This window comes from Psychrobacter sp. Sarcosine-02u-2, assembly GCF_002836335.1.
Taxonomy (GTDB): Bacteria; Pseudomonadota; Gammaproteobacteria; order Pseudomonadales; family Moraxellaceae; genus Psychrobacter; species Psychrobacter faecalis.
In genome coordinates this window covers 15,772-34,627 of sequence record NZ_PJBX01000178.1, presented here as the reverse complement: position 1 = coordinate 34,627, position 18,856 = coordinate 15,772, and the positions used below count along the sequence as shown (strand labels likewise).

At 44.0% G+C, this 18,856-nt stretch carries 12 protein-coding genes and 1 tRNA gene; all 13 read right to left on the bottom strand.

Annotated elements, in window-relative coordinates; genetic code table 11:
* Positions 1-245: 245 nt before the first annotated feature.
* The 13 genes from rpoC to rpsL all read right to left on the bottom strand — a co-directional run bounded on the left by rpoC (position 246) and on the right by rpsL (position 18,848).
* A complete protein-coding gene (gene rpoC / locus CXF58_RS12570; RefSeq protein WP_102077692.1) occupies positions 246-4,466 on the bottom strand; it encodes a DNA-directed RNA polymerase subunit beta' in 4,221 nt (1,406 codons plus the stop codon).
* 167 nt (positions 4,467-4,633) lie between these two features.
* Positions 4,634-8,752 (bottom strand): DNA-directed RNA polymerase subunit beta, encoded by a 4,119-nt coding sequence (rpoB, locus tag CXF58_RS12565; protein WP_068405086.1) that lies wholly within the window; start codon positions 8,750-8,752, stop codon positions 4,634-4,636.
* An 803-nt stretch (positions 8,753-9,555) separates the two neighbouring features.
* On the bottom strand, positions 9,556-9,930 hold the full coding sequence (gene rplL, locus CXF58_RS12560) for a 50S ribosomal protein L7/L12 (RefSeq protein WP_102077691.1): 375 nt from the start codon (positions 9,928-9,930) through the stop codon (positions 9,556-9,558).
* A 126-nt stretch (positions 9,931-10,056) separates the two neighbouring features.
* Positions 10,057-10,584, bottom strand: coding sequence for a 50S ribosomal protein L10 (gene rplJ / locus CXF58_RS12555; RefSeq protein WP_025652244.1), 528 nt, complete (start codon positions 10,582-10,584; stop codon positions 10,057-10,059).
* A 427-nt stretch (positions 10,585-11,011) separates the two neighbouring features.
* Entirely contained in the window at positions 11,012-11,713 is a 702-nt protein-coding gene (gene rplA / locus CXF58_RS12550) for a 50S ribosomal protein L1 (RefSeq protein WP_068405082.1), read from the bottom strand.
* Positions 11,714-12,145, bottom strand: coding sequence for a 50S ribosomal protein L11 (gene rplK, locus CXF58_RS12545; RefSeq protein WP_068405081.1), 432 nt, complete (start codon positions 12,143-12,145; stop codon positions 11,714-11,716).
* A gap of 87 nt (positions 12,146-12,232) precedes the next feature.
* On the bottom strand, positions 12,233-12,763 hold the full coding sequence (gene nusG, locus CXF58_RS12540; protein ID WP_068405079.1) for a transcription termination/antitermination protein NusG: 531 nt from the start codon (positions 12,761-12,763) through the stop codon (positions 12,233-12,235).
* Positions 12,764-12,833: 70 nt separating this feature from the next.
* Entirely contained in the window at positions 12,834-13,322 is a 489-nt protein-coding gene (gene secE / locus CXF58_RS12535) for a preprotein translocase subunit SecE (RefSeq protein WP_068405077.1), read from the bottom strand.
* Positions 13,323-13,373: 51 nt separating this feature from the next.
* Positions 13,374-13,449, bottom strand: a tRNA-Trp gene (locus tag CXF58_RS12530).
* A 401-nt stretch (positions 13,450-13,850) separates the two neighbouring features.
* Positions 13,851-15,041 (bottom strand): elongation factor Tu, encoded by a 1,191-nt coding sequence (tuf, locus tag CXF58_RS12525; RefSeq protein ID WP_102077690.1) that lies wholly within the window; start codon positions 15,039-15,041, stop codon positions 13,851-13,853.
* A gap of 220 nt (positions 15,042-15,261) precedes the next feature.
* On the bottom strand, positions 15,262-17,388 hold the full coding sequence (gene fusA, locus CXF58_RS12520) for an elongation factor G (RefSeq protein ID WP_068405118.1): 2,127 nt from the start codon (positions 17,386-17,388) through the stop codon (positions 15,262-15,264).
* 405 nt (positions 17,389-17,793) lie between these two features.
* Positions 17,794-18,267, bottom strand: a complete 474-nt coding sequence (gene rpsG / locus CXF58_RS12515; protein ID WP_068405119.1) for a 30S ribosomal protein S7 — start codon at positions 18,265-18,267, stop codon at positions 17,794-17,796.
* Positions 18,268-18,473: 206 nt separating this feature from the next.
* Positions 18,474-18,848 (bottom strand): 30S ribosomal protein S12, encoded by a 375-nt coding sequence (gene rpsL / locus CXF58_RS12510; RefSeq protein WP_011281154.1) that lies wholly within the window; start codon positions 18,846-18,848, stop codon positions 18,474-18,476.
* Positions 18,849-18,856 lie beyond the last annotated feature (8 nt).

Genomic DNA, 18,856 nt, shown 5'->3' with positions numbered 1-18,856 from the left:
CTACAGTCTTCTTAGTGTGTTTATCACGACAAAAAGGGCAGTTTTTTGATTCATGGCGTTGATTCCTTGCAAATATAGACAGTATATAGCGTTAGACCCTATGCCAGCATGAAAAATGTCCATTACACCTAAAAAAGTGATGGTATACAAAAATAATTTATAAACTCTATTTTCTTTAGGCAATAAAAAAGCCAGCAACTGAGGCTGGCTTTTTTATTGAGAGAAATAACTAAAGGTTATTTAGATTAATGATTACCTTGGTTAAGCTCTTGAGCAAAGGCTTCATCAAAGCTTGCAAAGTCTGTGCTATCGGTACTAGCAGACATATCAAACGCTGCATTCAAATCATTATCTTGCAGCTTTTGCTCCGCTTTTTCTTTGCGAGCTTTATGATAAGCAAGACCAGTACCAGCAGGAATCAAGCGACCAACCACCACGTTCTCTTTTAGACCGCGTAGCTCATCAACTTTACCTGTCACAGCTGCCGCCGTTAGGACACGGGTTGTCTCCTGGAACGATGCCGCTGAGATAAAGCTTTCTGTTGCCAAGCTTGCTTTGGTAATACCAAGCAATTGACGCTCATACTTAACTGGGAACTTATCTTCCGCTTCCAGTTTCGCATTCAGCGCTTTGACGTCAGCGTACTCAACCTGGTCACCTTTAAAGTAGCTTGAATCACCACCGTCCGTGACTTCAACTTTACGCAGCATCTGACGAATGATAACTTCGATGTGCTTGTCGTTGATTTTCACGCCCTGTAAGCGATAAACGTCCTGAACTTCGTTTACGATATAATCAGCAAGCGCAGTTTGTCCTTTTAGACGTAAGATATCGTGCGGGTTTTGTGGACCATCAGCGATAATCTCACCACGAGCAACCGTCTCGTTTTCGAAGACGTTGATCTGACGCCATTTCGGGATTAGCTCTTCATGGACTTCACCATCTTCATTGGTAATAATGAAGCGATTTTTACCTTTGGTCTCTTTGCCGAAGCTGACGACACCGGTCATTTCTGCCATGATGGCATGATCTTTCGGACGACGCGCTTCAAATAAGTCAGCAACGCGTGGTAGACCACCGGTAATATCTTTGGTTCCTGAAGACGCTTGTGGTACACGGCCTAGAATCGAACCGGCTGCTACTTTCTCACCGTCGCTAACACGAATAATCGTTTCAGCTGGTAAGAAGTAAACCACTTCTTTACCTTCGTCAGTGTTCAAGATAATCGCCGGACGTAAGTCTTTGGCTGAGCTTGAACGGTCACGAGTCGCTAGGATTTCAAACGAGCTCATACCAGTGGCATCATCAACTTTAACTGTTGCTGTCGAACCATCAACAATATCACTAAAGCGTGCGGTACCCGCAAATTCTGTAATGATTGGATGAGTGTGCGGATCCCATTTAGCGATGGTTTGACCGCCTTCGACCTGCTCTTCGTTTTTCACAAGGACGCTTGAACCATAAGGTACTTTATAGCGCTCACGCTCACGGCCAAGCTCATCGGTCAATGCCAATTCTGCTGAACGCGATACGATAACCAAGTGACCATCGGTATGTTGTACCGTTTTCATGTTCTCAAAGTGCACTTGACCCGCATTACGTGCTGAGATGCTATTGTCTACAGAAGCAGAACTTGCAGCCCCACCAACGTGGAACGTACGCATGGTTAACTGAGTACCAGGTTCGCCGATAGACTGCGCTGCCATAACACCGACTGACTCGCCGATATTGACTTTATGACCACGAGCAAGGTCACGACCATAACACTGTGAACAAACGCCATGCTCAATATCACACGTGATGACCGAACGTACCCAAATATCATCAATCGCGTTGTTATCAAGCACATTTACCCAATACTCATCGATTAAGGTACCTGCTGGAATCAAGACTTTTGACGCATCATCGTTGTAAGTAACATCACGCGCGGTCACACGACCAAGGACTAGCTCACCGAGTTTCTCGATGATTTCGCCACCTTGAATGTGCGGCTTCATGAGCAAGCCTTCCTCAGTACCACAATCTTCGCTAGTGATAACCAAATCTTGCGCTACGTCAACCAAACGGCGCGTCAAGTAACCTGAGTTAGCGGTTTTTAGAGCGGTATCAGCTAAGCCTTTACGCGCACCGTGCGTTGAAATAAAGTACTGCAATACGGTCAAACCTTCGCGGAAGTTGGCTTTAATCGGTGTCTCAATAATTGAGCCATCCGGTTTTGCCATCAAACCACGCATACCTGCTAACTGGCGAATCTGAGCGGCACTACCACGAGCACCAGAATCCGACATGATAAAGATAGAGTTGAACGATTTCTGCTCGTCTTCTTCACCTTTGGCATTGATGACTTTATCGGTCGCCAAGTTATCCATCATCGCTTTAGCGACTTTATCATTGGTACGCGACCAGATATCAACCACTTTGTTATAACGCTCACCCGCGGTCACAAAACCTTGCTCGAATTGATCTTCAATCTCGCGAACTTCTGCTTCAGCGGTTTCGATGATTTGTTTTTTCAGCGGTGGAATGACCATGTCATCGATACCGATAGACACGCCAGATAAGGTTGCTTGTGCAAAACCAAGATACATCAATTGGTCAGCAAACATAACACTTTCTTTCACGCCAACTTTACGGTAGCAAGAGTTGATCAACTTAGAGATATTTTTCTTGGTCATCTCTTGGTTACACTCATCAAACGTCATACCTTTAGGCATGATATTCCAGATCAACAAACGGCCAGCAACGGTATCTTGCATCTTGACTTCTTTGGTCTCATTACCTTCGTCGTCGACATGAGTTTCCGTCACACGCACTTTAATCTTAGCGTTAACATGCAAATCGTTTGAGCCAATCGCACGCAATGCTTCATTAACGGTGGCAAAGATCATGCCCTCGCCTTTGGCATTGATTGATGAACGGCTGATGTAGTACAGACCCAATACAACGTCTTGTGATGGTACGATGATTGGATCACCGTTGGCAGGCGACAAGATATTGTTGGTCGACATCATAAGCGCACGTGATTCAAGCTGTGCTTCTAGGGTCAATGGCACGTGTACCGCCATTTGGTCACCGTCAAAGTCGGCGTTGAACGCGGTACAAACGAGAGGGTGCAGCTGAATCGCTTTACCTTCAATCAATACTGGCTCAAATGCTTGTAGACCCAAACGGTGAAGCGTCGGCGCACGGTTCAGTAGTACTGGATGCTCACGGATAACCATGGCCAGCATATCCCACACTTGTGGCTCTTCACGCTCTACCATCTTTTTAGCGGCTTTAATCGTTGTCGCTAAACCATGAGACAATAGTTTGTTATAAGTAAATGGTTTGAATAGCTCAAGTGCCATTTTCTTCGGTAGACCACACTGATGTAGACGCAGGGTCGGACCTACAACGATAACCGAACGACCAGAGTAGTCAACACGCTTACCAAGTAAGTTCTGACGGAAACGACCTTGCTTACCTTTGATCATATCGGCCAAAGATTTTAATGGGCGCTTATTACTACCGGTAATCGCACGACCGCGGCGACCGTTATCAAGCAAGGCATCAACTGACTCTTGCAACATACGTTTTTCGTTACGTACGATGATATCAGGGGCGCTTAGCTCTAATAGACGCTTTAGACGGTTGTTACGGTTAATCACGCGGCGATATAAATCGTTTAGATCTGATGTGGCAAAACGGCCGCCTTCTAGCGGTACTAGCGGGCGCAAATCTGGTGGTAGTACTGGTAAGATATTCATTACCATCCACTCAGGCTTGTTATTAGAATCACGGAATGCTTCTAATAATTTAAGACGCTTAGACATCTTTTTAAGTTTAGTCTCAGAACCAGTTTGCGGAATGGCTTCACGCAGCTCATCAATCTCAATATCTAAATCGATGTCTTTTAATAAATCTTGAACCGCTTCAGCACCCATTTTGGCTGTGAATTCATCGCCAAATTCTTCAAGCGCTTTATAATAATCTTCATCATCAAGCAGCTGATACTTCTCTAAAGAAGTCAGACCAGGCTCGGTGACGATATAGCTTTCAAAATATAGGACGCGTTCGATATCACGAAGCGTCATATCTAACAACAGACCAATGCGGCTTGGTAAAGATTTTAAGAACCAAATATGCGCAACAGGGCTCGCTAGGTCGATATGACCCATGCGGTCGCGACGTACTTTAGCGGTCGTGACTTCAACGCCACATTTTTCACAGATAACGCCTTGGAATTTACGGCGCTTGTATTTTCCGCATAAACATTCAAAGTCTTTTACTGGGCCAAAGATTTTGGCACAGAACAGACCATCACGCTCAGGCTTAAACGTACGATAGTTAATCGTTTCTGGTTTTTTAACTTCACCATGTGACCATGATTTGATCACATCAGGTGAGGCCAACGTAATTTGAATACTGTCAAATTCATGGTTACCGTTACCGGTAGGGCTTTGCATGATATCGAGTAAATCTTTCAAGTTGCTTCTCCGTTATCTTTATAATCATCTGACAGCGTATTAGGAGCGCGGCTAAGATGAATGAAGGCAATGAATAGGGTTGAGACAAATCACTAAAAGCAGCAGCAATAAAGCAGACTGCCTTTAGTGGACAACTAAGTTAAACAGCAATTTTGCCTGCCTTGGTTTTAGTTGCTTTGTTTTAACTCAATATTAATACCCAGTGATTTGATTTCTTTGGTCAATACGTTAAACGATTCAGGCATACCTGGATCCATGTATTGTTCACCATCGACGATGTTTTTGTACATACGTGTACGGCCTTCAACGTCATCCGACTTCACCGTTAGCATCTCTTGCAAGGTATAAGTCGCGCCATATGCTTCTAGGGCCCAAACTTCCATCTCACCGAAGCGCTGGCCACCAAACTGGGCTTTACCACCAAGCGGCTGCTGCGTCACAAGCGAGTAAGAACCGGTAGAACGCGCATGCATCTTGTCATCAACCAAGTGGTTAAGTTTGAGCATATACATATAGCCAACGGTTACTTTACGGTCAAACTTCTGACCCGTACGACCATCATACAAGGTCTGCTGACCATCGCGATCCATTCCCGCAAGCTCAAGCAATTCTTTGACTTGATACTCATGAGCACCATCAAATACTGCGGTACCCATTGGTACACCGTCGCGTAAGTTGTCCGCCAGCGCCATGATGTCATCATCACTTAAGCTATCAAGATCAACGCTCTCACCGCCTACTTTGTTATAGATTTTATCTAAGAAATCACGCAAATCTTTAATCGCGGCTTGGGCTTTGAGCATACCGTCAATCTTTTCGCCGAGGCCTTTCGCTGCCATACCCAAATGCGTCTCTAGTACCTGACCGATGTTCATACGCGATGGTACACCAAGTGGGTTCAAGACGATGTCAACGGTATTACCATGTTCATCATAAGGCATGTCTTCAACCGGCATAATGCGCGATACCACACCTTTGTTACCATGACGACCGGCCATTTTATCACCAGGCTGGATACGACGCTTAACCGCTAGATATACTTTAACGATTTTTTGTACGCCATGCTGTAAGTCATCACCAGCGGTCAATTTGCGTTTTTTCTCAGCAAACTTCACATCGATGTCTTTTTGCTTATCAACTAAGTAATCAGCGATTTGCGTCAGACGCTCAGAGATTTCTTCTTCAACCGGCTGAATATCTAGCAAGGTTTCAAGGCTCATCTCTTTCATATCAGCCAATGCCATGACTGTACCGGCTTTTAGACCAGAACCGCCACTGACTTTTTGACCATCAAGCAAGCTTGCGATACGGCCACGAGCCGCTTCTTCAAAGATACGTAGCTCTTCTTTTAAATCTTTACGGTAGCTATCAAGCTGTGATTTTTCAATCGCTTTGGCACGCGCATCTTTTTCAACGCCGTCACGGGTAAAGACTTGGACGTCAATGACCGTACCTTTGCTTGATGTTGGAACACGCAATGAGGTGTCTTTCACATCAGCGGCTTTTTCACCAAAGATCGCTCTGAGCAGTTTTTCTTCTGGGGTCAGTTGCGTCTCACCTTTTGGCGTGACTTTACCAACTAAGATATCACCAGCGTCAACTTCAGCACCGATATAAACGATACCTGCTTCATCAAGGCTTGATAACGCCGCTTCACCAACGTTTGGAATATCGGCAGTAATCTCTTCGGTACCAAGCTTAGTATCACGTGCTACACAAGTTAATTCTTGGATATGAATGGTGGTGAAACGATCTTCTTTGACCACTTTTTCAGATAACAAAATCGAATCTTCGAAGTTGTAACCATTCCAAGGCATAAAGGCAATACGAATGTTCTGACCTAACGCAAGCTCTCCAAGGTCGGTTGACGGACCATCGGCTAAGATATCACCAAAAGCAATTTCATCACCTTGGTTAACGATAATACGTTGGTTAATACAAGTGTTTTGGTTTGAGCGCGTGTATTTGATCAAGTTATAGATATCAATACCCGCTTCACCGGCGACCATTTCATCTTCATTGACACGCACGACGATACGCGACGCATCAACGTCTTCGATCACACCGCCACGCTTCGCGATCACACAAACACCAGAGTCACGAGCAACGTGACGCTCCATACCGGTACCAACTAACGGCTTATCAGCACGTAACGTAGGAACAGCCTGACGTTGCATGTTCGAGCCCATGAGCGCTCGGTTAGCATCGTCATGCTCTAGGAACGGAATCAAACCGGCGGCAACCGACACCACCTGACTTGGCGACACATCCATATGCGTCACTTTTTCTGGCGGCATACGTACAAACTCACCATAGCTACGCACACTGACCATTTCATCAGATAGCGCGCCTTCGGCCGTTACTGGTGAATCCGCCTGAGCAATGACCGTACCGACTTCTTCAATCGCTGACAAGTATTCGATTTGATCCGTTACTTTACCGTCAACCACACGGCGATATGGTGTTTCTAGGAAGCCAAAGCTGTTGGTTTTAGCAAAAGTCGCAAGCGAGTTAATCAAGCCAATGTTTGGACCTTCAGGTGTTTCAATCGGACAGACACGGCCATAATGGGTATCGTGAACGTCACGTACTTCAAAGCCTGCACGCTCACGGGTCAAACCGCCCGGTCCTAACGCTGATACACGGCGTTTATGCGTCACTTCCGACAATGGATTGTTCTGATCCATAAACTGTGATAACTGGCTTGAACCAAAGAATTCTTTCACTGCTGCCGCTACAGGCTTTGAGTTGATCAAATCTTGTGGTGACAAGTTATCAGATTCCGCTGATGATAGGCGCTCTTTTACCGCACGCTCAACACGCACTAGGCCGACACGGAACTGGTTTTCAGCCATCTCACCAACCGAACGAATACGGCGGTTACCTAAATGGTCGATATCATCGACTTCGCCGCGACCGTTACGAATTTCAATCAATTCTTTTAGAACGTTAACGATATCATCATTAGTCAAAACACTACGCGCGCGCTGTACATCAGCATCGTCAGTGTCTTCAAACTCTAGACCCAAACGACGGTTAAACTTCATGCGGCCAACGTTTGATAGGTCATAACGATCGGCGTTAAAGAACATGCTTTCAAACAGCTTTTCAGCAGTTTCAACCGTTGGTGGCTCACCTGGGCGCATGACCTTATAAATTTCAATCAAGGCTTCTTCACGGCTTGAGGTGCTATCGGCGCGTAGCGTATCGGCAATATAACTGCCTTGATCGATATCGTTGGTAAATAGAATGCTGAATTCTTTGATAGAATCACTGGCTTCATACGAACTTAATTTAACCAATAATTCATGATCAATAAGCGTATTAGCACGCGCAATCACTTCATCATTGACAACGATGTCTTCGGCCAAAATGCGTTCGTATAAATACTCATCAGGAATCGCAATTTTGGTCATACCCGCTTCTTCAAGCTGACGGATACGGCGGGCGTTGATACGTTTGCCCTGCTCGACGATCACCTCACCTTCTGGTGATACGATATCAAACTGTGCCATCTCGCCACGCAGACGATCCGCAACCAAATCGATCTCAAACTGCTCTTCGCCTTTATATACTTTTACTTTATCAAAGAACAAATCTAAGATTTCAGAGGTAGTTAGGCCTAGAGCGCGTAGGATAATAGACGCAAGCAATTTACGGCGACGGTCAATACGCGCGAAAACCAAATCTTTGGCATCAAATTCAAAGTCTAACCAAGAACCACGGTAAGGAATAATACGGGCGTTATAAAGTACTTTACCACTTGAATGCGACTTACCTTTATCATGGTCAAAGAACACACCTGGTGAACGGTGCAACTGCGATACGATCACACGCTCAGTACCATTAATAATAAAGGTACCGTTAGCAGTCATCAATGGCATCTCACCCATATAGACGCTTTGCTCACGGATGTCTTTGATCGCCGCTTTGCTGTCTTTGTCTTTGCTGTCTTTATCTTTGATAATCAGACGGATTTTAACGCGCATTGGCGCTGCAAAGGTCGAACCACGTAAGATACACTCACGCTCATCAAACTCAGGCGTGCCTAAATAATATTCAACAAATTGTAGCTCTGCGTTACCAGAGTGACTCTCAATTGGAAAAATAGAAGAAAACGCAGCTTGTAAACCAGTATTCTCACGAGCTTTTGGCTTTTTATGCTCTTGCAAAAATTGCTCATAAGAATCTACTTGGATAGACAACAAATAGGGAATGTCCATCACAGTAGGCAATTCAGCAAAACTTTTGCGAATACGCTTTTTTTCAGTATAAGAATATGCCATCGAGAGTCCTTACAGTAAACGTGGAAACAAATTGAAAGCGCGGCCGACTTGCATCAATACTATTTAATATGAATATCATGCAAACTTGGCAACGTAAACGATAATATAAAACGGATATTCATGCTCATTTAATGACTGCTGATTAATTCACGCGTATAGTGCATAATTAATCCAGTTTATTTAAGCGTAAATCGGCATCTAAGCATGCCTATATGAGTGCTAACACTAAAAATTTCAATGCCTTGCACCTTTTAACTTTGTAGTACTTACGAGTAACCACTGCACCGTATCTAAGACCAATAACTGGCATTTAGATACTATTGATTCTCTTTGTAAATTCACTTAAAGTACTATTGCTACTTCTCTTTTAAAAACCTACTCATCATCTGCTATCATAAGTAATATCGTCGCTGATATCTACCGTCTACCAGTGCATATACTGACAGTAAAACCTTACCAGATGACTTAATGAACAGCGTTTAGATTAAAAATCTGAGATAACTATAAATTTTGAAACAGTGACTTATTATAAAGCAGTGACTTTTAGAATCAGTATAAATTATAGTGTTAATGAAAAGCATGCAGACACAAAAAAATGCCAAACATCGATCGACGTTTAGCTCGTTAACTGATTTCAATAACTACTAAGTGTGCTTGCATGTATATCGTCTGTCCTTTTGATGGGTATCCACCGTGATGTTGCATACGTATGTTGGCAGACACAAAAGGTCAAGCTACGGATTATAATAAAAAAAAGCTGATAATGCAAGGCATTACCAGCTTTTTTTGTACAGCAGTTGAACTTATTTTAGTTCAATAGTTGCACCAGCTTCTTCAAGTTTCTTTTTCAACTCTTCAGCTTCAGCTTTGTTTACGCCTTCTTTGATTGGAGCTGGAGCGCTTTCAACCAAATCTTTCGCTTCTTTCAAGCCAAGGCCAGTAGCTTCACGTACTGCTTTAATGACGCCAACTTTCTTCTCGCCAAAGCTGGCAAGAACAACGTCAAACTCGTCTTTTTCTTCAGCAGCGGCAGCAGCAGGACCAGCAGCAGCAGGTGCAGCAGCGGCAACAGCAGCAGTTACGCCGAATTTTTCTTCCATGTCGCTGATTAACTCAACGATATCCATTACTGACATTTCAGCGATTGCGTTTAACACATCATTTTTAGATAGTGCCATGAGAACTCTCCGTTATCTGATAAAATTTAGTTGGTTTTAATATCGCTTGGATTGCTTGCCAAATGTTTAAATAGGGTTGGCAATAAAGTGCAATCGGCGATGTCAAAGTTACGTTAAAACAAGCAATTAAGCAGCTTCTTTTGCGTCTTTGATTGCCGCTACCGTGCGAACGAACTTGCCAGGAACTGCGTTCATAGTCTGGACAAGCTTGGTCACTGGTGCGTTCATAGTAGCCATTAGGATAGAGATTGCTTCGTCGCGAGTTGGTAGCTTCGATACGCGCTCTAGCTCTTCTGGACCATAAACTTCACCACCGACTGATACCAATTTGGTCTCTAAAGCTTTGTTATCTTTGCTGAAGTCGAAAACGACTCGAGCGGCAGATCCCAAATCTTCCATAGAGAAAGCCAAAAGTAGTGGACCAGTCATACGGTCTGACATGCTCTCAAACTTAGTGCCTTCAAAAGCGCGTTTTGCTAGGGTATTTTTTACCACTTTTAAAACGACACCTTTATCACGAGCTTGTTCGCGCAGCTGAGTAAGCTTTGCAACACCAATACCGTGATATTCGGCAGCTACTGCTGAGTAAGCATTAGCAGCAACTTCAGACACTTCAGCCACAACTTGTTGTTTTTGCTCTAGCGTTAATGCCATAAGTTGACTCCTTTAATCTTATCAATCCGCTCATTATTTAATATTCTAAAACCGAAGTTTTGAACAATGTAAACAACTTACTACGACTGACTTGATACGACACGTTATGTATAAACTCCATAAAGAGTTCATTCATAACGACTGATTACGGCACCGTTATCAGACTGACATCGAGTAATAATTTGGTATAAATACCAATCTATTGGCTCTTATCAACAACTGGGTGGGTCACCGTCTGCGTAGGACAACTAAGATTTTCACCTGTCGTCGATTAACAAAAGCAGCTTACCATCACAAGTAATAATAAACCGCTTTCTACCTACGGTCTTAGACAGCGAAGCGTTTGCTACGCTGACCTAATTCTTTAAAACAATATAGGCGCTTTATTCAAAATCGTCGAATAAAGAGCAGTTTTTATACAAAAAAATTATTTGGCAACGCGATATGGAACAGGATCAATTGAGATACCTGGACCCATAGTGCTAGACAAGGTGATTTTCTTAATGAAAGTACCTTTAGACGTCGCAGGTTTAGCGCGTTTAAGATCAGATAGTAATGCTTGAGCATTTTGCATAACTTGCTCAGCAGTAAAGCCAACTTGACCGATCGTGGTATGGATAATACCCGCTTTATCAACACGGTACTGTGCTTGACCCGCTTTCGCATTAGTCACAGCTTCAGCAACGTTAGGCGTTACCGTACCAACTTTTGGGTTAGGCATTAGGCCACGTGGACCTAGGATAGTACCTAATTGACCAACCACACGCATCGCGTCAGGAGCAGCAATAACGATATCAAAGTCCATGTTACCGGCTTTGATTTGCTCAGCTAGGTCTTCAAAACCAACGATGTCAGCACCCGCTTCTTTAGCGGCTTCAGCAGCAGCGCCTTGAGCAAAGACAGCAACGCGTTTGGTTTTACCAGTACCCGCAGGTAGGTTGGTAGCACCACGAACGACTTGATCAGATTTACGTGGGTCAACGCCCAAGTTTACTGCGATATCGATAGACTCTTTGAATTTAAGGGCTGGCAAATCGTTTAGGATTTGAACGGCTTCTTCAAGAGTGTATAATTTTTCGTTTTCAACGCGCTCAGCGATTAGCTTTTGACGCTTAGTAAGTTTACTCATTTACACACCCTCCACGGTAATACCCATTGAACGTGCAGTACCAGCGATAGTACGGACAGCAGCATCAAGACCAGCAGCGGTTAAGTCTGCATCTTTAGTCTTAACGATTTCTTCTAATTGTGCACGGTCAACTTTACCGACTTTAGCGGTGTTAGGTGTACCAGAACCTTTAGCGATGCCAGCAGCCTTACGTAGTAAGTATGCCGCTGGTGGTGACTTCATGATGAAGGTAAAAGATTTATCGCTGTATACGGTGATCTCAGTAGGAATCGGTAGACCCGGCTCTTGGTTTGAGGTCGCAGCGTTAAATTCTTTACAGAACGCCATGATATTCACGCCTTTTTGACCCAATGCTGGACCAATCGGTGGTGAAGGATTTGCTTTACCTGCAGGCACTTGCAGTTTGATGTAACCATCAATCTTCTTAGCCATGATACTCTCCTAAATGGGTAATAGCGCCAAATCAATGTGGTATGTACATTGACTAACAGCTCCCCGGTTGATGAATGTTTTACAGGTTTAGTCTAGTTTTTCAACCTTACTAAACTCAAGCTCGACTTGCGTCGGGCGATTAAATACGTTTACCGTTAAATGCAGTTTAGACTTCTCATAGTCCACTTTTTCCACCAACCCTTTAAAGTCAGTAAATGGACCATCGATAACCAACAACTCTTCGCCTGGCTCAAATAGAGTCTTCGGACGTGGGTCAGCTTCAGTCTGATTTAAACGGTTTAAAATACGGTCGGCTTCTACTTGCGTAATCGGTGCTGGCGTTTCAGGCGTGCCACCGACAAAGCCCATAATACGCGGGCAGTCTTTGACTATATGCCACGTGTTGTCGTTCATTTCCATCTGAATCAATACATAGCCTGGAAAGAACTTACGCTCACTTTTACGCTTTTTGCCGTCTTTCATTTCAACGACTTCTTCGGTAGGTACCAAAACATCGCCGAATGAATCAGCAAATTCACTACGATTGATACGATCAGTTAATGAACGTTGTACTTGCTTTTCATATCCTGAAAACGCTTGGACAATATACCAACGCATATCACGCTCCTGATCAGTAAAGTTAAGTCGTTATAAGTAAATTTGGTTTAATGGACACTAATACGCGTCATTAACCAATAAAAATACCAACGAACCAGTTAAAAAAGTTATCTAATAGCCAAACCAAAAAACCCACAATAGCAATCATGACAATCGTTTGCCATGTGTATTGAAAGGTTTCATCTTTGCCAGGCCATGTGACTCGGCGTAGCTCAACGGCGGCATCTTTTAATAATATTTTAAAAGCGCGGCCTTGATGCGTTAACGCTAAGCAGACCAAGGCAATAATAACTAGAGCAACGATGATACCAATACGCATCCAAACATCATTGGCAGGTTGCCAATAGCCTGGTAAGTATTGATTGACTAAGGTTGCTCCTATCAAAATTACTGCGGCAAGTAGCCACAATACCACATCTTTAACTGAACCAGTTTTAGCAACTTCAACAGCGGTTGTTTGATTATTCGCCGAAACGTGCTTATCTTTGGACAGCATTCCACCAGCCACTGCCTTAGCATCAGATAACTTAGTCTCGAGGTTATCTTGATTATTGCTCATAAAGAACTCACTTCGGAGATGGTGGGGTATGACAAAGATATGATAAGAAGATGGCAGGCGATGTAGGACTCGAACCTACAACCCTCGGTTTTGGAGACCGATGCTCTACCAATTGAGCCAATCGCCTATGGGTGTAAAGGACAGCATTATACAATATTGAGCATAGAATGCAAGCATTTAGGAATAAAATTCTACTGCGACGCTAATATCACTGTTCTTAAGCCTCTCTATGAAAACACTTAATACGAATAAAAACCAAACGTACAAGGTGCTAACGAGGTGCAGCGTTAATATAGCAAGCTCGGTGGAGAATTACAATAGACACCAATCAGATAATAAGCACTTTTTAAGGTACATGTATAAACCCATATAAGGTGAGATGGGTTTTTGCCTGCCTCACTCTTCTACTATGTTTTTTTAACCCCTTATCCTCATTCATACCCCACAAAAAAAGCCACCCTTTATCAGGATGGCTTTTTTCTTACTGCTTAACGCTTAGATAACTGTATAGCGTTAGGGTTTTGATGCTTAGCTAAGAACGTTAGCAACAACACCAGCGCCTACGGTACGGCCGCCTTCACGAATTGCGAAGCGAAGACCTTTGTCCATAGCGATTGGGTGGATAAGCTCTACGCCCATCTCAACGTTGTCACCAGGCATAACCATTTCAGTACCGTCTTGTAATTGGATTGCGCCAGTTACGTCAGTAGTACGGAAGTAGAACTGTGGACGATAGCCGTTTAGGAATGGTGTGTGACGACCACCCTCTTCTTTTGACAGTACGTATACTTCTGCGTCAAATTTAGTATGCGGGGTGATTGAACCTGGCTTGGCTAGTACTTGGCCACGTTGTACGTCTTCACGCTTAGTACCACGTAGTAGTACGCCACAGTTTTCACCTGCACGACCTTCGTCAAGCAGTTTACGGAACATCTCTACACCAGTACAGGTGGTTTTTTGGGTGTCACGGATACCAACGATTTCGATCTCGTCACCAACACGTACGATACCTGATTCAACACGACCAGTTACAACAGTACCACGACCTGAGATTGAGAATACGTCTTCGATTGGCATTAGGAATGCTTTGTCGATGTCACGCTCTGGCTCTGGGATATAAGTATCTAGGATACCTAGTAGTTCTACTACGGCTGGTTGGCCGTATTGACCTTCGTCGCCTTTAAGGGCTTGGGTGGCACTCCCTTTTACGATTGGGGTGTCGTCGCCTGGGAAGTCGTAGTCGTTAAGAAGTTCACGAACTTCCATTTCTACTAGCTCAAGCAATTCTTCGTCGTCAACAAGGTCACATTTGTTCATGAAGACGATGATGTACGGTACGCCAACCTGACGTGATAGCAGGATGTGCTCACGGGTTTGTGGCATTGGGCCGTCAGTTGCTGATACAACTAGGATTGCGCCGTCCATTTGAGCGGCACCGGTGATCATGTTTTTAACATAATCGGCGTGACCTGGGCAATCGACGTGTGCGTAGTGACGTGATGGGGTGTCATATTCTACGTGTGAGGTGTTGATGGTGATGCCACGTGCTTTTTCTTCTGGTGCTGAGTCAATAGACGCGTAGTCTTTGGCTTCGCCACCAGAGGTGATTGCTGCTACGGTTGCGATAGCGGCGGTTAGGGTTGTTTTACCGTGGTCAACGTGTCCGATGGTACCGACGTTGACGTGTGGCTTGCTGCGTTCAAACTTGGCCTTTGCCATGGGTATTTCCTCTTTATTTGGGGTCAAGTAGTTAACTGCTAAACATGCGCAAGTTAAGGGATACCGACCACATTAAGATAATTGTTAAAAGGTTGCACATACAATGTGCAGATATTATAAGAAAATCGCGACCAATAACAAGTCTTTTAACCAATTATTGGCGCAATCTCTACGGACAATAGAGAGATTGACTCAATATTGTCCTATTAATACGTAATATTTACTCGTCTTCATCTTTAGAGTTGAATTTAGAGATGATAGATTCTGCAACTGATTTTGGAATCTCAGCGTACTTTTGGAATTCCATTGAATAGGTTGCACGGCCTTGCGACATTGAACGCATTTGCGTAGCATAACCAAACATTTCTGCTAATGGTACTTCTGCACGAATCTGCTTAGTGCCACCAGGTAAGTCTTCCATACCTTGAACCATACCACGGCGGCGGTTTAAATCGCCCATGATATCGCCCATGTAGTCTTCAGGTGTTTCAACTTCTACTTTCATTACTGGCTCAAGTAGGGTTGGGTTTGCTGCCATGAAGCCTTTACGGAATGCAATAGAACCAGCCATTTTAAATGATAACTCATCCGAGTCAACATCATGGTAAGAACCATCATACAAGGTCGCTTTAACGCCAACAACTGGGTAACCTGCAAGTACGCCGTTTTTCATGCGCTCTTGGATACCTTTATCGACTGCACCGTGGAATTCTTTTGGTACTGTACCACCAACCACTTCTTCAGCGAATTCATATAGAACATCGCCCGCTGGATCCATAGGCTCAAGGCGTAACCAAACGTGACCGAATTTACCACGACCACCAGTCTGACGTACGAATTTACCTTCTTGCTCAACCACGTTACGAATAGTTTCACGATAAGCAACCTGCGGCGCACCGATGTTTGCTTCGACGTTAAACTCACGTTTCATACGGTCAACAAGAATCTCTAGATGCAGCTCACCCATACCACTGATGATGGTCTGACCAGATTCTTCGTCAGTATGGACGCGGAATGATGGATCTTCTTTTGCCAAACGGCCCAAAGCGATAGACATTTTTTCTTGGTCAGCTTTGGTCTTAGGTTCAACCGCTAGAGAGATAACTGGATCTGGGAATTCCATACGCTCTAGCGTGATGACGTTGTTTTCGTCACATAGCGTATCACCAGTAGTGACGTCTTTCATACCAACTAAGGCTGCAATATCACCCGTGCTGATTTCTTGTAGCTCTACCTGAGTATCTGCCATCATCTGAACGATACGGCCAACACGCTCGCGCTTCATTTTAACAGGGTTATAAACGCTACTACCTTGTTTTAGAACACCTGAATACACACGAACGAAGGTTAAGTTACCAACGAACTTATCGTTCATAATTTTGAACGCTAGTGCTGCGAAAGGCGCATCATCAGAGGCTTCACGTGTACCTTCAGTTTCGTCTTTGTCGTCAAGGATACCGCGGATAGCAGGTACGTCCATTGGCGCAGGTAGATACTGAATAACGGCGTCCAACATCTTTTGTACACCTTTGTTTTTAAAGGCAGTACCACAAAGAAGTGGAATGATTTCGTTGTTGATGGTCAATTGACGAATAGCGTCGTTGATCTGCTCTACCGTCAATTCGCCATTTTCAAGATACTCATTCATGAGTTCTTCTGAAGCTTCAGCAGCGTTTTCTACTAGATACTCACGGTACTCTTCCGCTTTTTCTTGTAGTTCAGTTGGGATTTCGCGCTCTTCGTACTTCATCCCTTGAGACGCTTCGTCCCAATAGATAGCTTTCATGGTCACAAGATCCACAACGCCTTCAAAGTCATCTTCTTTACCAATTGGAATAACCAACGGTACTGGCTTGCCGCCTAGACGAGTTTTGATTTGTTCTACCACACGGTAAAAATCAGCACCAACACGGTCCATTTTGTTAATGAACGCTAAGCGTGGTACTTTATATTTGTTTGCTTGACGCCATACGGTTTCAGACTGTGGCTGAACCCCGCCTACCGCGCAATAAACCATACAAGCGCCATCAAGAACACGCATAGAACGCTCAACTTCAATCGTGAAGTCAACGTGACCTGGGGTGTCAATGATGTTGATACGGTGTTCAGGGAACTGCTTTGCCATACCTGACCAAAAACAAGTCGTCGCCGCAGAAGCAATGGTAATACCGCGCTCTTGTTCTTGCTCCATAAAGTCCATGGTAGCTGCACCATCATGTACTTCGCCAAGCTTGTGGCTAACACCGGTATAGAACAAAACACGCTCAGTAGTGGTCGTCTTACCAGCATCAATGTGCGCTGAGATACCAATATTGCGATAGCGCTTTAGGGGAGTTTTACGAGCCATAGTGTTTTCCTAGGGAAATTCGTGTATATATTAATGTGTTGTGTCTCTACCTCATACTCTATGACAAAGCCATGAGACCATGAACTTTGCTATATTACTTACTGTTTATTGGGCCAAATACGGGCAAAAAAAGAGCAAATATTAAGAATAGTGCGGCATCAAATTTAGGAGACTTTTTTTAAGCGGTGCATATTTTTTGCAGGCTTTATGAAAAAGCATCCCTTACAAAACAGCATCTTGACAGATGTCCGCCATCTAAATTGTTTAATATATTCTCAGCTTTTGAGGAAAAATTAAACAACCCAATAATGATGGCGGCAATCAATAGAATAAATCAACAATATTAGGATTAACTGTTCGAAACCGTTAATCCTAAGCATTTAAACCAGTTTAAAAAAAACCAGCTTAGAAGCGGTAATGAGAGAATGCTTTGTTGGCATCTGCCATGCGGTGAACTTCGTCACGCTTTTTCATAGCATTACCTTTACCGTCAGCAGCATCATTCAATTCGCCTGCAAGACGCAAAGCCATTGATTTTTCAGAACGCTTAGCAGCAGCTTCAGCTAACCAACGCATAGCCAAGGCAGTACGACGGGAGGGACGTACTTCCATTGGTACTTGATAAGTTGCACCACCAACACGGCGAGCTTTTACTTCGACCATTGGGCGGACATTTTCTAAAACTTCTTCAAAGAAAGCGACTGGATCTTCGATGTTGCGCTTCTGGCCTACTGTCTCAAGAGCACCATAAACGATACGCTCAGCAGTAGATTTTTTACCATGACTCATGACATGGTTGATGAATTTTGCAACAGTTTGGCTACCAAACTTAGGATCCGGTAGGATCTCACGGGCAGCAACGACGCGACGTCTTGGCATAATAATAATCCTTTTCTTCAGGAGTGTCTGACATTCACAACCTCGCACCAATTACATATTGGATGGCGTTATATCGAGTTGTCAGTCAGCCTTACTGCATGGCGGTATGTTATAGTGTCAATTAATAACTTAAAAATACAGCTAACACCAGTCCCATGCACAGTTAATGGGTGATACAAATCAGCTTATTTAATAGCAATTAGCTATTAAACCTTAGGCTTCTTCGCACCATATTTAGAACGACCTTGCTTACGGTCTTTTACGCCTGCGCAGTCAAGTGCACCGCGGACGGTGTGATAACGTACACCTGGTAGATCTTTCACACGACCACCACGGATAAGAACAACACTGTGCTCTTGTAGGTTATGACCTTCACCACCGATGTAGCTTGATACTTCATAGCCTGAAGTCAAACGTACACGACATACTTTACGCATGGCTGAGTTAGGTTTTTTAGGGGTAGTAGTATATACGCGAGTACATACACCACGGCGTTGTGGGCACGCTTCCAACGCAGGAACTTTTGACTTTTCCTTGATGGTTTTGCGACCTTTACGAATCAATTGGTTAGTTGTTGCCATAAGGCATC

Excerpts from the sequence above, each read along its gene's own strand:
- rpoB (WP_068405086.1), bottom strand. The coding sequence starts at position 8,752 with ATGGCATATTCTTATACTGAAAAAAAGCGTATTCGCAAAAGTTTTGCT.
- rplL (WP_102077691.1), bottom strand. The coding sequence starts at position 9,930 with ATGGCACTATCTAAAAATGATGTGTTAAACGCAATCGCTGAAATGTCA.
- rplJ (WP_025652244.1), bottom strand. The coding sequence starts at position 10,584 with ATGGCATTAACGCTAGAGCAAAAACAACAAGTTGTGGCTGAAGTGTCT.
- rplA (WP_068405082.1), bottom strand. The coding sequence starts at position 11,713 with ATGAGTAAACTTACTAAGCGTCAAAAGCTAATCGCTGAGCGCGTTGAA.
- rplK (WP_068405081.1), bottom strand. The coding sequence starts at position 12,145 with ATGGCTAAGAAGATTGATGGTTACATCAAACTGCAAGTGCCTGCAGGT.
- nusG (WP_068405079.1), bottom strand. The coding sequence starts at position 12,763 with ATGCGTTGGTATATTGTCCAAGCGTTTTCAGGATATGAAAAGCAAGTA.
- secE (WP_068405077.1), bottom strand. The coding sequence starts at position 13,322 with ATGAGCAATAATCAAGATAACCTCGAGACTAAGTTATCTGATGCTAAG.
- tuf (WP_102077690.1), bottom strand. The coding sequence starts at position 15,041 with ATGGCAAAGGCCAAGTTTGAACGCAGCAAGCCACACGTCAACGTCGGT.
- fusA (WP_068405118.1), bottom strand. The coding sequence starts at position 17,388 with ATGGCTCGTAAAACTCCCCTAAAGCGCTATCGCAATATTGGTATCTCA.
- rpsG (WP_068405119.1), bottom strand. The coding sequence starts at position 18,267 with ATGCCAAGACGTCGCGTCGTTGCTGCCCGTGAGATCCTACCGGATCCT.
- rpsL (WP_011281154.1), bottom strand. The coding sequence starts at position 18,848 with ATGGCAACAACTAACCAATTGATTCGTAAAGGTCGCAAAACCATCAAG.